Consider the following 15,729-nt stretch of genomic DNA (forward strand, 5'->3'; position numbering starts at 1 on the left):
TGACAAATGAAGAATTGGTATGATTTCTCAATCATTACTTTTTAATAGCTTTTTAGAAACACCATTTTCACCCCGACAGCGATCGCTACAAGGTTGGAGTGCCATTCTTGGCTTTATATTGCTGAGTGTCACTTGTTACTTTGCTGGGGCGGCTGGGACTTTACGCCTGATTTATCCAGTCACAGCCTTAATCGTAGCGATATTTTTATACTTACGGCATCCAATTTTATACATCGGTTTTACTTGGTGGATGTGGTTTCTCACACCCTTAGTTGCCCGTTTAATCGACTATCGAGTTGGTTGGGACCCTACCCGGCAGATTCTTATCGCCCCTTACTTGGTTGTATTTGTCACAATTGCCACATTCTTACGGCACTTTCCGAAAGCTTCTCGTCAGGGAGGTTTACCGTTTATTTTGGCTTTTATCGGCGTATTTTATAGTTTTCTCGTAGGTTTAATTTATAACGCTCCAGTTCCCGTGGCTCGCGGTTTATTAGACTGGCTGAGTCCCATTATTTTTGCTTTTCATTTATTCATGAACTGGCGAGACTATCCCACTTATCGCCAAAATTTACAACGGACATTTCTGTTTTGCGTCTTACTCACTGGTGCTTACGGGATCTATCAATTTGTCGTCGCCCCGGAGTGGGATAGATACTGGCTAATTCAGTCGAAATTATTTACCAGTTCTGGCGACCCTGTACCATTCGGAATGCGTGTTTGGAGTACATTGCACTCAGTCGGGCCATTTGGTGCGGTAATGCAGACGGGATTATTGTTATTGTTTACCGCTTCCGGGCCGTTAATATTTCCCGCTTCGGCTGTTGGCTATTTGTCGTTTTTACTAGCCCAAGCCCGTACCAACTGGGGAGGCTGGTTACTCGGCGTAATCTTGATTATGGGTTCAGTCAAAGCCAAAATTCAAATGCGCCTAATTGCGATCGTGGTTGTGATGGCATTGTGTGTCATTCCCCTGACAACCATTGAACCAATTTCTGACGTAGTATCAGCCAGGTTAGAAAGTTTTTCTAATCTCGAAAACGATACTAGTTTTAGGGATAGATCCGGCAGTTATGATCGCAACCTTGGTATTGCCCTTTCTAATGTTCTGGGTAATGGTTTAGGCAATATTTGGAAAGTCAATGAAAAAACCGGACAAATCGAAGTATTTGTCATCGATAGCGGTATTTTAGATATGTTTTTCACCCTCGGCTGGTTTGGAGCCATATTTTATTTAGGTGGATTAATTCTGATTCTTGTTAGCGTCATCCAGTATAGCGAAGCGCGGTTTGATAGCTTCGTCAGTGCTGCCCGTGCCATTGGCATTAGTTCTTGCGCCCAATTAATCATCGGTAGCGGGATGTTAAGCGTCTCCGGGATGATTCTGTGGGGATTTTTAGCAATGGCAATGTCAGCACATAAGTACTATCAACATGAAAAAATTACCAAAAATCGGGTGTAGGGGTGTGAGGGTGTAAGAGAAAGTAATATTCCCTACACCCCTACACCCCATACCCTTATACCCTCACACCCTTATTAAAAATATGAAAGCTATAGTTATCATGCCCCTAGCCGAACAAAGAGGCGGCGGTGAAATGATGTTTTTAGACTTGATGCAGCAAGGACGTAATGCTGGTGTCGAGTGGATAGCCATCTTTTTAGAATCAGGCCCAATGGTGGAACAAGTAAGAAAGTTGGGTATTGATACGCGAGTGATTGAGAGTGGCAGGTTGCGGCAAGTTCATAAGTTAATTTCTACAGTATTGCGAATAGCTGCGATCGCTCGGCAGGAACGTGCAGATATAATCGTCAATTGGATGTGGATTACCCATTTTTACGGCGGTATGGCAGCTATGCTGGCGGGTTTACCATCTGTTTGGTATCAACTAGAAGTTCCCCATGACAAGTTTTGGTTAGTCCGCCTCGCCACAGCATTACCAGCCCGTGCTGTTATCACCCTCTCCCAAGATGGCAAGCAAGCCCAAGCAGAAATTTGGCCCCATCGTCCCACACCTCTGGTTTATCCCGGCGTAGCCTTAGATAGATTTGAACCTGCTGCTTTACTTTCACCCCAAGCTGCACGGCAAAAACTCGGCTTACCATCACAGGGGCCGTTAATTGGCATTGTGGGCAGACTGCAACGCTGGAAAGGAATGCACGTCCTTGTTCAAGCAATGCCGAAAGTGTTAGAGAAGTATCCTGATGCTCATTGTGTGGTAGTTGGTGGTAAGCATGACTTAGAACCAGCCTACGAAGACTTTCTCAAATCAGAGATAGCAAATTTAGGGTTGCAAGAGAAAGTAATTATGCCCGGACTCCAGCGCAATATTCCCGAATGGGTGCAAGCAATGGATGTCTTTGTTCATGCTTCTGATAAAGAACCGTTTGGAATTGTGATTATTGAAGCGATGGCGTTGGGTAAACCTGTAATTGCTGGTAATGCTGGCGGCCCCACCGAAATTATTACCGACGGGATGAATGGCTTATTAACACCTTACGGTGATTCTGAGGCATTGGCGATCGCAATTTTACGCTACCTAGATGAACAAGACTTTGCCCAAAATGTCGCCGTCGCTGCACGTCAACGCGCCCTCGATTTCTCTACCCAGAACTACGCGCAAAACTTTATCAATACTCTGCGTTCTCTGATACCTAGCGTTTCGTAAACATAGCAATCCTAAATCATTTGTGAAATTCTCTTTCTTTTCTTCCTTCTCTTTCTTTGTGTCCTACCCTGCGGGAAGCCGCTATCGCGTCTATGCGCCCTTTGCGGTTCGTTAAAAAGAATACTTTTTCACAATTCAGATAGGATTGCTATATAAATAAATATCGAGACACTCAGAACCCCGACTTCTTGAAGAAGTCGGGGATTTTGTATTTCACGCATAATTTTAAGAATACAAACCTTCAGCTTGACAATATATTTTTACTGGCGCTTGCTCAAAATATTTAAATAACGCTGGACATAACCAACCTTCCAGACTTTTTTCCCGCCACAAATACCAATTACCGTTATACTCCTCACGTAACCAAGTTAATTCTGCTTGATAACCAGGGAAAGGACTAGCAGAAAACAGCAGTTTAAATCCTTCATCCACGTTAGCTATACCCTGAACCAAAATATCAATCATTTCAGGTACACCACTCACAAACGGTTCTTGCACCAAACCCAGACGCTCATCATCAAATACCCATGTTTGATTATGCCTATATGGGAAAATCACCATCATTGAGTTAGTCATGAGCAATTATTGGTTAAGTAATTGGTAAATAATCTTGTAGTCAAGGTTACTAATTACTAGAGAATAATATAACTTGAAAAAATTGTAGTGCATCAGGAGGTTTGCAGGGTGAAGCAGGCAAGCATAGGGCAAACTCATTTACAATTCAGGAGATTCTCAGCCAACAAGCTTATTCTGTACTGTAATTGGGAGTAAATACTTTTATCATGTGTCGTTTACTTGCCTATCTTGGTTCACCTGTATCTTTGGAGCATATTCTGTATAAACCAGAACATTCTTTGATTGTCCAAAGTTACCAACCCCGCGAAATGAATTCTGGGGTAGTAAATGCAGATGGTTTTGGTATGGGTTGGTATCATACTCACAAAGATACTGCTCCCTACATCTACAAAAATACATTGCCGATTTGGAATGATATTAACTTACCCCATCTGAGCCGTTACGTAGAATCAAGTTGTATATTAGGTTATGTACGCAGTGCTACAATAGGACAAGCTTTAGATTTTGCCAATTGTCAGCCATTTAATCACGAAAATTGGCTATTTCTGCATAACGGATTCATTGAAAATTTTCGGCAAACATTACACCGCAGAATTCGTAGCACTTTAACACCAGAATTTTACGACAAAATTTATGGCAGTACCGATTCTGAACATTTATTTGCGTTGTTACTTTCTCAGCGTCAAATTAACAAACATCGTCCGCCAGAATATGCGTTACGCACTACTTTGTTAGCGATCGCTGAACTAGCGAAACGTCATCAAATCAAAGTTTTAGCCAACATTATTTTAAGTGATGGCAAACGTTTGATAGCTTCGCGTTTTGCTGTGGGTGCAGCAAATCCATCTTTGTATTGGATACGAGATGATCTGAATTTCCCGAACTCAGTCATTATTGCTTCAGAACCTTTATTTCCTGGTAATTGGAATCCTTGTCCAGAAAATAGCATCATCAGTGTGGGGGAAGACTGTGATATCAAAATTGAGCAAATCTACTAGCACCAAAGAATTTATTTATGATGCTTTAAATGATTGTCGGAGAAAAACTTTAAAGCTGTTTGATGAGCTAGACGAGATGACATTTTGCCATCAGTATCATCCTGATTTTAGTCCTGTTGGCTGGCACTTGGGACATATTGCTTACACTGAGTCTTTATGGTTGCTAGAACATAGTGCGGGTTTAAAATGTTTATTTCCGCAATATCGGAAGTTGTTTGCGGCTGATGGTTTACCCAAGTCAGAACGTGTCAAATTACCAAACTTAGCCGAAACCCGTGATTACTTGCAGACAGTCCGCGAGAAAGTGCTGGAATATTTGGAAGTAGTTGATATTGAACCCCAAGAACGTCTGTGGCGGTTTTTAATTCAGCACGAAAGTCAACACTGTGAGATTCTCAGCTATGTGTTGGCATTGTCGAAAATCAGAAAGGGAGCAGAGGGAAAATTCTTCTCTCCTCTGCTCCCTGCCCCCTGCCCCGTTTCCTCTTCCTACTCAGCACTCAGCACTCCGATGGTGATGATTCCGGCTGGGGAGTTTGAGATGGGAAACAATTCTCTGGATGCGTTGGATAATGAAAGTCTTTGTCATCGCGTATATCTAGATACTTATTGGATTGACAGTTACCCGGTGACTTGCAGGCAGTATCGGGAATTTATGGCGGCGGGTGGCTATGAAAATTCTGAATGGTGGTCAGATGCTGGGTGGCAATGGCTACAAAAAGAACAGGTAACACAACCACTTTATTGGCAAAGCGATCACAGTTATGATGATCATCCAGTCTGCGGTGTGAGTTGGTACGAAGCGGAAGCATATTCGCGGTTTGTTGGCAAGCGTTTACCCACAGAAGCAGAATGGGAAAAAGCCGCTAGTTGGGATGCTCAAGCGCAACGTCGGCGCACCTATCCTTGGGGTGAAGAAATGCCCTCACTCAAATATTGTAATTGCGATCGCCTGATCGGTCAGACAACCCCAGTAAGTAATTACCCTGAAGGCCAAAGTCCCTACGGCTTATTAGATACCCTCGGCAACGTTTGGGAATGGACAGCTTCTTGGTTTACGCCATACCAAGGTTTTCAAAGTTACCCTTATGTGGGTTACTCTCAAGTTTATTTTGATAACAAACACCGTGTATTAAAAGGCGGTAGTTGGGCAACTCGTCCCTGGGTAGCACGTTGTAGTTTTCGTAACTGGTACTACCCGTATGTACGCCAAGTTTTTACCGGTTTTCGTTGTGCTACCAGTGTTAATTAACGAAAACTTATGGCTTTTTTAGTGGTAAATACGCAAATTTAGTGTTAAACGTTGATTTATCTAGCTTAAGCGTGAGGTTATCAGCTATGGCTGTGTGTTTCACTAGCTGGAGAAAAGCTCAGGTTGCCTAGCAATCTACTACTGCAACTCTACGGAGGTTCAATGACAATATCTCAAGCTGTCAACAGCAAAGTTACTTCTCTTAACAACCTAGAAGAACGTTTGCAAATACAGCGTTTGGTAGAAGCCACAAAAGTAGTAACATCAACAGCAGGACGTGATGTAGCCAAAGGATTAACGCACAACCCCAAATATTTACCCCCATACTACTTTTATGATGACCAAGGCTCTGATTTATTTGAACAAATCTGTGACTTGCCGGAATATTATCTAACTCGTACAGAAACAGCAATTTTACAACAGTATGCAGGTGAAATTGCTCAAATCACAGGTGCTTGCGAATTAGTGGAACTGGGTAGTGGGAGTTCGACAAAAACCCGAATTTTGCTGGATGCTTATCAAAAGTTAGGGTATCTTCAGTGCTACTTGCCAATAGATGTGAGTGCAGGAATGTTGGAAAATAGCGCAAGAAAGTTACTCCAAGAATATCCCTCACTGCAAGTTTACGCCCTGGCGGGAACTTATGAAATGGCTTTAGCACAACTCCCACCAAAACAGTCTCCAAGTAGGATGATTGGTTTTATTGGTAGTTCTTTGGGAAATATGACTACCCAAGAGTGTGATGCTTTCTTTTCCCAAATTACCAATGCACTGCAAGCCGGTGAATATTTCCTACTAGGAATCGATTTACAAAAACCAAAAGAAATTTTAGAACCAGCTTATAACGATCGCCAAGGTGTAACAGCAGCATTTAATATCAATATGCTGGAGCATTTAAATCGCAGATTTGAAGGCAATTTTGATACAACACAATTTGAACATTGGGCATTTTATAATGAAACCGCACATCAAATTGAAATGCACTTGCGGAGTATGCGATCGCAAACTGTACAATTAAAATCTCTCAACCTCACTGTTAACTTTGCCCCAGGCGAAACCATCCTGACCGAAATATCTCGCAAATTTAACCTCAACACCATTAAACAACAACTCCAAAGCCGTGGTTTAGTTCCGATTCAAACATGGACTGATGCAAATCAATGGTTTGGTTTGTTGTTATGTCAGTTGCAATCTAATTGAAGAAGAATTTTAGAAGTCAGAATCAAATAAGTGGCTGTCTTCAAACCGCTATCTTATTAGCCTTGAAACACATCTAAAATATAGCAGTCGAAGCATAGGGTAGGGCATTTAAAAAGCACAAATGGCAGGCAGAGTAAGATTTTTACCTCCTGCCTTCTGCCTCCTGCCTCCTGCCTCTTGTTATAAAACACCTTTAGAACTAGGAATTGTCCCAGCGCGACGGGGATCAACTTCCGTAGCCATTCGCATAGCTCTCGCAAAAGCCTTAAATGTCGCTTCAATAATGTGATGGGAATTAATACCATCTAATTGCCGAATGTGCAGTGTCATTTGGCTATGGTTCACCAATGCGACAAAAAAATTCCCGCACTAGCTGAGTGTCATAAGTACCAACTCTTTGGGTGGGAATTTCTAAGCCATAACTGAGGTGAGGTCTTCCCGAAAAATCTAACGCCACCTGAATCAACGCTTCATCTAATGGTGCTAAAAAATTACCAAAGCGGACTATTCCTTTTCTATCACCCAAAGCTTGATGCAAAGCTTGACCTAAAGTAATCCCAACATCTTCATTAGTGTGATGATCATCAATTTCCCAATCTCCTTTGGCTTTGACATCCAAATCAATCAAACCGTGAGAGGAAATTTGATGCAACATGTGGTCTAAAAAGGGAATACCAGTCGCTGCATGACATTTTCCTGTGCCATCTAAATTGACAGTTACTTGCACATCAGTTTCACCAGTCACACGGTGAACCGAAGCAATACGCGCTGTGGTTAGGGAAACTTGGTGCAGAATAGAGTCTTTACTGGAAGTATCGCTGATTTGCATAGTTAATTAGGGTGTAATATGTAAAAAGTAAAAAAGCAAAAGTAAAAAATAATTCTTTTACCTTTTTACTTTTAACTTTTGACTTGAGTAATACTATTACATTCCCATAATTTCATATCCTGCATCCACGTACAGCACTTGCCCGGTAATACCACTGGCTAAGTCACTGCACAAAAAAGCCGCAGTATTGCCCACTTCTTGTTGAGTTACTGTACGTCGCAAAGGGGCTACCTGTTCTACATGGTGAATCATATCTAAAATTCCCCCAACAGCCGAAGAAGCCAAAGTCCGAATTGGCCCAGCCGAAATTGCATTAACCCGAATATTTTCCGGGCCGAGTTCTGCTGCGAGATAACGCACACTCGCTTCTAAACCTGCTTTGGCGACTCCCATCACATTGTAGTTAGGCACAGCTCGCACACCACCTAAATATGTCAAGGTGACAATGCTACCGCCTTCGGTCATTAAAGGTTTCGCTGCACCACTTAACTGTACTAGGGAATAGGTACTAATTTCTAAAGCTGTATTGAAACCCGAACGGGAGGTTTGGCTAAAGCCTCCAGTCAAATCATCTTTATTCGCAAAAGCTAAACAGTGGATGAGGATATCTAACCTACCCCACTTTTCTTGCACCGTTTCAAAGGTAGAGTGAATCTGTTCGTCGTTTTGAACATTACAGGGAACAAATAAGCTGGGATTAAGAGGTTCTACCAATTCCGCAACTTTTTTCTCCATCTTGCCACGTTCATCAGGGAGGTAAGTAATACCTAAATTAGCTCCGGCGGCGTGCAGTTGTTGGGCGATACCCCAAGCGATGGAGCGATTATTGGCAATACCTGTAACGAGGGCGTTTTTTCCAGTCAGATTCAGCATAGAAATTATTAACAGGATCAATCATGATAAAAGATGTCTGAGCAGTATCAACTATTTTTGATTCCCCTAAGCAGGTGCAGCATTCCGTCTGGCAACACAATGGCTATTTTTGACTGCTGTGTAGCTGTGTTCACTTTTCTTTTTCAGAGGCAATTACAGCCAGAAGTCTAAATTTTTTAGGGGAATTGAGGATACTTCAACTGCTGAGTGTATCACCTGGGACTTTTTCAGACATCCTCTTAGGAGGATACTAGAAACTGAGGCCTGTTTTTCTTGATTTATCAAAATCATGTTTCACAGGCCAGAATCAAGAAACCAGAAGCCCGAATTGAGCCTTAAATTCTGTGAGGCTAGTAGATGAATAAACAAGCAACACAGCAAATTAAGTGGTGAGTGTTTTTCTCCATTGACTAATTTTGCGTCTTCAATTCTGCTGTCTGAATTTTTCTTTAATTCAATTGGTGTGTTTGCTGCATAAAAATTGTCTGCTCTTCCTGAAGATATTCTCAAGATACAATGAATTTTTTCGCAAAAAACCTGATGAATAGGAGTTTGTAAGTACTTATAACAACTACTAGCTAAAAAGGTGAAAAATTATGTATCATTATGAACAAATAAGTCTGAAGTTTGGCTTTTGAGTATAGGAAAGTACAGAAAGGTTGACGGTGATTTATTGATTTTTCAGGTGTATTCTTAGGTAATCAGTTTATTTGTTTTTCCGGCATTGGGTAGGGGAAGGGAGATGATCGTGACACAAGATAAAGCCCTAGCAAATGTTTTTCGTCAGATGGCAACTGGGGCGTTTCCACCTGTTGTGGAAACGTTTGAACGCAACAAAACGATCTTTTTTCCGGGCGATCCTGCTGAACGAGTTTATTTTCTTCTTAAGGGTGCTGTAAAACTTTCCAGGGTATACGAAGCAGGAGAAGAAATAACGGTAGCACTGTTACGGGAAAATAGTGTTTTTGGTGTTTTGTCTTTGCTGACTGGAAATAAGTCAGATCGGTTTTACCATGCTGTTGCATTTACACCTGTAGAATTGCTATCAGCACCAATCGAGCAAGTAGAGCAAGCACTTAAGGAAAATCCAGAATTGTCTATGTTAATGCTGCGGGGTCTATCTTCGCGGATTTTACAGACAGAGATGATGATTGAAACCCTCGCTCACCGAGATATGGGTTCTAGATTGGTGAGTTTTTTATTAATTCTTTGTCGTGATTTTGGTGTTCCTTGTGCAGATGGAATCACAATTGATCTGAAGCTATCTCATCAAGCGATCGCAGAGGCAATTGGTTCGACTCGTGTCACAGTCACTAGGTTACTTGGTGATTTACGCGAAAAGAAAATGATTTCTATTCATAAAAAGAAGATTACTGTGCATAAACCTGTTAGCTTAAGTAGACAGTTCACTTAAAGCAGAAGTCAGAAGTCAGAATCAAAACGTGATTTACTCTGAATTTGGGCTTTCTGACTCTGGCATTGTTTTTGGTTGAAAGTAATTGGAGGTAATGGAGTTGGCAAATATGGTGGTGTTTTTGCAGATAATACCCATAGCAGGAGGCAAATCATAAATTGATAAATCTTCGCTATTGCCAATTTCCTACCCTCCACAGACAATGGTCGAAAGTAGTAGGCTGTATCTGGAACCATTTCGGTAGCTGAAGATGACCACCGGGTACATCCTCATTGCAGCAATTTTAATTTTGGGAGGCGTAATAGCCACTGTGGGCGATCGCATTGGCACACGGGTTGGCAAAGCTCGCCTCTCACTCTTTAAGCTTCGTCCCAAAAATACGGCGGTGGTGGTGACAATTTTTACTGGGGGCTTGATTTCAGCATCAACCTTGGGAATTTTGTTTGCTGCGGATGAGGGCTTGCGTAAGGGAGTCTTTGAATTAGAAGATATTCAAAAAGACCTGAGAAACAAACGAGAACAACTCAAAACCGCCGAAGCCCAAAAAAGCCAAGTCGAAACAGAATTAAGCCAAGCCAGAAAAGAACAAACCCAAGCGCAACAAGACTTACAAAGAATTAATAAATCTTTGCAAGCGGCCAACGCTAAACAACGGGAAACACAAGCAAAACTCAATCAAACTTTGAGCCGCCAAGCAAAAATCCAAGGGCAGTTACAAAGCACTCAAGGGCGCTTAAATCAAGTTGCAACTCAATATCAGCAAGCGCGGTCAGAATTAGAAAACGTTTATAACCAAAGAAAAGCCTTACAAGTAGCTGTAGGACAATTAAAGGCAGAACAACAAAGATTGTACGCAGAGGCAAAAAAAGGCGATTGATGAAGCGAAAACAGCCATTTCCAAACGTGATCGCGAACTCGCCAATCGTCAAGAAATTATTGAACAGCGCGATCGCAAAATCGCTCAATTAGATAAACTCATTCAAAATCGCAATTTAGAAATTACCGCCAGAGAACAGGTAATTGCCACCAGAGAATCTCGCCTCAAAGAATTAGAAAGACAACAGGATTATTTAGAACAGGAAGTAGCCAGACTCGAAAAATACTATCAGTCTTATCAAGACTTGCGTTTAGGCAAGTTGGCGTTAGTGCGTGGTCAAATTTTGGCTGGTGCGGTAATTCAAGTGAGTCAAGCCTCGGCGGCGCGTCAGGCGGTGTTGCAACTGTTAGGCGATGCTAACCAAAATGCCATCTTTCAATTAACTGAACCGAGTGCAACACCAGAAAATACCCAAATATTGCGCGTCACTCCCGAACGAATTGAGCAGTTGATTAGACAAATCAGCGATGGTAGGGAATATGTCGTGCGAATTTTCTCCGCAGGTAATTACGTCCGGGGCGAAAAACAGATAGAATTTTTTGCAGATGCTGCACGCAATATCTTAGTCTTTACGGGAGGAGAGGTTTTGGCAAGCACCAGTGCTGATCCCAAAACCATGACATCTTATCAGTTACGCCAAAGATTAGATTTGCTGATTTCTGCTTCCCAATTTCGCGCCAGAAATGCCGGCATTGTAGAAGGTGTGCAAGTAGATGGCACATTTTTGCGCTTTATTAACCAGCTAAGACAATATGATCAGCCTGTAGATATTAAAGCGATCGCCGCAGAAGATACATATACAGCCGGGCCTCTGCGCGTGAAATTATTAGCTGTTCAAAACGGCAAAGTGATTTTTAGTACTTAAGATTTTTTGTCAGAAGTCAAAAGTCAGAATAAGAATAGTTCAGTTAAAGTTAAAAATTAAAGCTGATTGAATATGAATTTAAATGAATTCTCACCAACTCAACCAGTGATTCTTGGCTTTGACCCTGGTAAAGATAAGTGTGGTTTAGCTGTGATGGGATTAGACAGACAGCTGCATTATCATCAAGTTGTCCCTGCATCGGAAGCGATCGCTAGTATAGAAACACTCAGACAAAAATACCCTGTTTCTTTACTCGTCATGGGTAATCAAACCACAGCCAAGCAGTGGAAACAAAAATTACAACAAGAATTGTTACAGCCATTAAATATCATGTTAGTAGATGAGCGATATTCTACTTTAGAAGCACGCGATCGCTATTGGCAGATGTATCCACCCCAAGGACTAACCAAACTATTACCAAAAGGAATGCGCCAACCACCAAGACCAATAGATGACATTGTGGCTATCTTATTAATTGAAAGATATTTAAATCGTCTGACAGAATCAACTGTTAATAGTCAATAGTGAATCTCTCCCTTGTCCCTCGTTTCTTCACAACTCTGCTCGGATAGTAAAAGCATAATCTCCTCCTGGTTCTAGCTGATAATCTTGTTTTTCTAAAAAGCGACCAAGAGGTTCTTTAATTAAAGCGCGACCTTGGGAGGGTTTCACCGACAGTTCTCCACGGCGGAAATGCCATTGGAAATGCCATTCAAAATCTCCGGCGCTGACTTCGCCCTCAAGAAAACCATGTTGCCACGATTGGCGCGTAATTCTAACATGGGCAGTAGTTTCTGGCAAACGTTTTGCACTCACAATGCTTTAGATAAAATTTGGGATAAAAGCAAACAATGCAGTCTATTTCTTTTATTTACCAAACTTCGCTGCGATCGACAAACTAACAAAAGGTGGCTTTAACACTTTTTTGAATAGTCAAACGGCTGAAATGATGAATTAACATTCAAAGCGATGCTGTCAGATATAGGCAAAGAATGAAGATTTATCTAAGAAAGTAATCCATAATGAGCAGCAGCAGACTGAAGTCGCGGCTATAAGAACGAAGCCTGCCTACGCAGGCTTTCATACTAAATAAAGTAACAAATGCACAAAAATTTTACACAGTTGTACATACATTGTGTATGGGGGACTTGGGATAGATTATCTTTGGTAACACCGGATATTCAAGAGATTATTTATTCAGCGATAGTTAGGATGTAAAGTAATTGCTATTGGTGGCATAGTTGTTCACGTTCATTTACTCGTTGGCTACCCGCCCAACTTGACCATATCCGAGTTGATGCAAAAAACTAAAGGCAGTTCATCCCACTTAATTACTCATGAAATTAAGCCCCAGGAATTTTTTAAATGGCAAGGTGGCTATGGGGCATTTACAGTTAGTCACCATCATCTTGAGTAAATAGCTAACTACATTCATCACCAAGCCACACACCATCAACAAAAATCTTTAATTCCAGACTGGGAAATATTGTAATTATGTCTAGCCTGCGAAGGCGTTAATATAGCCGTGACTTTATTCGTAAAAGATAATTGAATCTGATCGAGCCTGCGAAGGCAGGCTTTGTTCTGATAGCCGCGACTTTAGTCGTTCGGCTGATTTACATAACAAATATATTGTTAAAAAGCTACGGCGATGCCTACAACAAAGGCATCGCGGATTTTAGACAGTCTCTAAAATCCCAAATCGATTTATCGATTTACTGCCGCAGCTTCCCTTGCCGCAGCTGCTTGGTCTGGATGGATACCCAAACGTGTGAGATTAATTCGTCCTTTGCCGTCAATCTCACGCACTTTGACAATCACTTCATCACCAACTGCAACTTCATCTTCGACTTTGCCGACGCGGTAATCAGCCAGTTGAGAAATGTGGATCATTCCTTCCTTACCGGGTAAGAACTCCACGAAAGCACCAATTGGGATAATGCGAGTTACACGTCCTACGTAGACATCCCCTTCATGCAGCTTGCGAGTCATACCTTGGATGATGTTCCGCGCTTTCTTGGCTTTGCTTTCATCGACGGCAGAGATAGTCACTGTACCATCATCTTCAATGTCAATTTTGGCACCAGTCTCTTCAGTAATGCCTTTAATTGTCTTACCACCAGGGCCGATGACTAAACCAATCATGTCTGGGTCAATCTTGATAGTCAGCAGACGTGGTGCGTAGGGTGATGTTTCGGTGCGTGCTTGGTCGATGGTTTGCAGCATTTTATCTAAAATGTGCAACCGCGCTTCTTTAGCTTGGTGAATGGCTTGGGCAATAGTTTCCAAAGGCAGACCAGAGATTTTCATATCCATTTGTAAGGCTGTAATCCCGGTATCTGTTCCAGCAACTTTGAAGTCCATATCACCTAAAAAGTCTTCAATGCCCTGAATATCAGTCAAAACCCGGACTTCATCACCTTCTTTAATCAGACCCATTGCTGCACCGCTAACGGGTTTGATAATTGGTACACCAGCATCCATCAGGGCGAGGGTAGAACCGCAAACCGAACCCATTGAGGTGGAACCGTTGGAAGAAAGTACTTCGGAAACAACCCGAATTACATAAGGAAATTGTTCTTTGGGTGGCAGAACGGGTAAAATTGCGCGTTCTGCTAAAGCGCCGTGACCAATTTCCCGTCTACCAGGGGCGCGTAATGGTTTGGTTTCGCCGACGGAGAAGGGCGGGAAGTTGTAATGGTGGAGGTAACGTTTAGATTGGTCGGTTTGGAGGTCGTCGTTGAGGTTTTGGGCATCTCCGGGAGTACCAAGGGTACAATTGGATAATACCTGAGTGAGTCCGCGATTAAATAAACCGCTACCGTGGACTCGTTTTGGTAAGACACTAACTTGACAAGAAACCGGACGGACTTCATCGAGTTTGCGACCATCAACGCGCACGTTGTCTTCAACGATTTGACGGCGCATGAAATATTTGGTGATTTCTTTAAAAGTTTTACCAAGTGCTTTGGGGTCGGTAGTAGCAGCTACACGAACTGGATCTTCTTCTGGTAATTCAGCGATCGCAGTTTGGATGGTATCTTTAACTGCATCTAAAGCAGTATCACGCTCAGTTTTAGTAAATTCAAATTGAGACAGAATTTTCTTAATCTCGTCATTGGCGTGATCGCGAATATAATTTTCCAGGGTTTGGTCTACCTCTGGTGGTGCTTGCTGAATGATTTGCAAACCCAAATCAGCAATGATATCTTGCTGGGCTTTAATTAAATCACGTACTGCTTCGTAGCCAAAATCAATTGCTTCGATAATATCTCGCTCTGGCAGCTGATTGGCTCCTGCCTCAATCATGATTACGCCTTCTGGCGAACCAGCTACGATCAAGTCCAGGTCTCCAGCTTCAATTTCCGCATAAGTAGGATTGATAATAAAATCATCTCCTACTAAACCTACCCGCACGGCTGCCATTGGCCCGTTAAAGGGAATTTGGGCAATTAAGGTAGCTATCGAAGCACCAGTAACTGCTAAAACATCGGGTGGCACTAACTCATCCATTGATAATGTTAAAGCCACAATTTGCAGGTCATCCCGCAACCATGAAGGGAACAAAGGACGCAGAGGACGGTCTATAAGACGGCTGGTGAGAATTGCTTTTTCCGGTGGACGACCTTCCCGGCGCATAATCCCGCCAGGAATTCTACCTGCTGCATAAAGTCTTTCTTCGTAGTCTACGGTAAGGGGCAGAAAATCAATGCCTTCTCTGGCTTCTGCTCGCGTAGCTGTTACCAAAACAGCTGTATCCCCTGATTCTATCAAAACCGACCCACCAGCTTGGGGAGCTAGTAGGCCTAACTTCAGTCGAATATCCCGTCCATCAAAGGATATTGACTTTTCAACTTCTGCCATTCAGTTTTTTTTTCCTTCTATGCACGCTATTCTCTCTCTGTGGCAATCCTAACATTTATGCACTCTGGCTGGCTTCTGTTACATACAAAGATAAACAAGTGATTCCCTGCCAAATCTATTACATATTTGCCTATCAAGCGGCAGTAAATTCGACGGCTTGGCTATCTTTGAGGATTTCCACAGGTAGAATATGCCTAATCATACTCAAAAGTTTGAGAAATTGCATGTATGGCCATCTCTGGAATTGATCAAATACTGGTGGAGGCAAGGTATACAAAGTAGATTTTTTTACAAGTCTGCAACGGAATCCGATAT

The 15,729-nt window shown here is 42.2% G+C and carries 11 protein-coding genes and 3 pseudogenes; 9 read left to right on the top strand and 5 right to left on the bottom strand.

The annotated features are described in order from the left end of the window. Positions 1-19: 19 nt before the first annotated feature. Together ACX27_RS01005 and ACX27_RS01010 are read left to right on the top strand one after the other, a co-directional pair. On the top strand, positions 20-1,462 hold the full coding sequence (locus ACX27_RS01005) for a glucose-6-phosphate isomerase (protein ID WP_062287236.1): 1,443 nt from the start codon (positions 20-22) through the stop codon (positions 1,460-1,462). Between the two features lie 82 nt (positions 1,463-1,544). Further along, positions 1,545-2,666, top strand: coding sequence for a glycosyltransferase family 4 protein (locus ACX27_RS01010; RefSeq protein WP_062287239.1), 1,122 nt, complete (start codon positions 1,545-1,547; stop codon positions 2,664-2,666). Positions 2,667-2,891: 225 nt separating this feature from the next. On the opposite strand, the gene ACX27_RS01015 is transcribed toward ACX27_RS01010, so the two are convergent. Further along, positions 2,892-3,242 (bottom strand): DUF6717 family protein, encoded by a 351-nt coding sequence (locus ACX27_RS01015; protein ID WP_062287242.1) that lies wholly within the window; start codon positions 3,240-3,242, stop codon positions 2,892-2,894. A gap of 206 nt (positions 3,243-3,448) precedes the next feature. On the opposite strand from ACX27_RS01015, the gene egtC reads away from it, so the two are divergent. The 3 genes from egtC (at position 3,449) to egtD (ending at position 6,692) form a co-directional block, all read left to right on the top strand. Continuing rightward, entirely contained in the window at positions 3,449-4,240 is a 792-nt protein-coding gene (egtC, locus tag ACX27_RS01020; RefSeq protein ID WP_062287245.1) for an ergothioneine biosynthesis protein EgtC, read from the top strand. Next, on the top strand, positions 4,212-5,492 hold the full coding sequence (egtB, locus tag ACX27_RS01025) for an ergothioneine biosynthesis protein EgtB (RefSeq protein WP_062287248.1): 1,281 nt from the start codon (positions 4,212-4,214) through the stop codon (positions 5,490-5,492). The genes egtC and egtB overlap by 29 nt, the downstream gene beginning before the upstream one ends. A gap of 162 nt (positions 5,493-5,654) precedes the next feature. Continuing rightward, positions 5,655-6,692 (top strand): L-histidine N(alpha)-methyltransferase, encoded by a 1,038-nt coding sequence (egtD, locus tag ACX27_RS01030; protein WP_062287251.1) that lies wholly within the window; start codon positions 5,655-5,657, stop codon positions 6,690-6,692. 180 nt (positions 6,693-6,872) lie between these two features. Here egtD and hisB read toward each other — a convergent pair. Beyond that, positions 6,873-7,521 (bottom strand): annotated as a pseudogene (gene hisB, locus ACX27_RS01035) (imidazoleglycerol-phosphate dehydratase HisB). A 96-nt stretch (positions 7,522-7,617) separates the two neighbouring features. Continuing rightward, positions 7,618-8,394: an enoyl-ACP reductase FabI gene (gene fabI, locus ACX27_RS01040; RefSeq protein WP_062287254.1), complete on the bottom strand. Its 777-nt coding sequence runs from the start codon at positions 8,392-8,394 to the stop codon at positions 7,618-7,620. Positions 8,395-9,136: 742 nt separating this feature from the next. Here fabI and ntcA point away from each other — a divergent pair. The 3 genes and pseudogenes from ntcA to ACX27_RS01060 all read left to right on the top strand — a co-directional run bounded on the left by ntcA (position 9,137) and on the right by ACX27_RS01060 (position 12,075). Further along, a complete protein-coding gene (gene ntcA / locus ACX27_RS01045; protein WP_015113299.1) occupies positions 9,137-9,808 on the top strand; it encodes a global nitrogen regulator NtcA in 672 nt (223 codons plus the stop codon). Positions 9,809-10,058: 250 nt separating this feature from the next. Further along, positions 10,059-11,550, top strand: a pseudogene (locus tag ACX27_RS01055) (DUF3084 domain-containing protein). 72 nt (positions 11,551-11,622) lie between these two features. Beyond that, on the top strand, positions 11,623-12,075 hold the full coding sequence (locus tag ACX27_RS01060; RefSeq protein WP_062287262.1) for a pre-16S rRNA-processing nuclease YqgF: 453 nt from the start codon (positions 11,623-11,625) through the stop codon (positions 12,073-12,075). Positions 12,076-12,102: 27 nt separating this feature from the next. Here the strand turns inward: ACX27_RS01060 and ACX27_RS01065 are convergent, their stop codons facing one another. Continuing rightward, positions 12,103-12,366, bottom strand: coding sequence for a DUF3146 family protein (locus ACX27_RS01065; RefSeq protein ID WP_062287265.1), 264 nt, complete (start codon positions 12,364-12,366; stop codon positions 12,103-12,105). Between the two features lie 285 nt (positions 12,367-12,651). On the opposite strand from ACX27_RS01065, the pseudogene tnpA reads away from it, so the two are divergent. Continuing rightward, a pseudogene (gene tnpA / locus ACX27_RS35960) lies at positions 12,652-13,042 on the top strand (IS200/IS605 family transposase). Positions 13,043-13,257: 215 nt separating this feature from the next. On the opposite strand, the gene ACX27_RS01070 reads toward tnpA, so the two are convergent. Next, positions 13,258-15,414 (bottom strand): polyribonucleotide nucleotidyltransferase, encoded by a 2,157-nt coding sequence (locus ACX27_RS01070; RefSeq protein ID WP_062287268.1) that lies wholly within the window; start codon positions 15,412-15,414, stop codon positions 13,258-13,260. Between the last annotated feature and the right edge of the window lie 315 nt (positions 15,415-15,729).

Origin of the sequence: Nostoc piscinale CENA21, assembly GCF_001298445.1 — a bacterium.
GTDB classification, from domain to species: Bacteria; Cyanobacteriota; Cyanobacteriia; order Cyanobacteriales; family Nostocaceae; genus Nostoc_B; species Nostoc_B piscinale_A.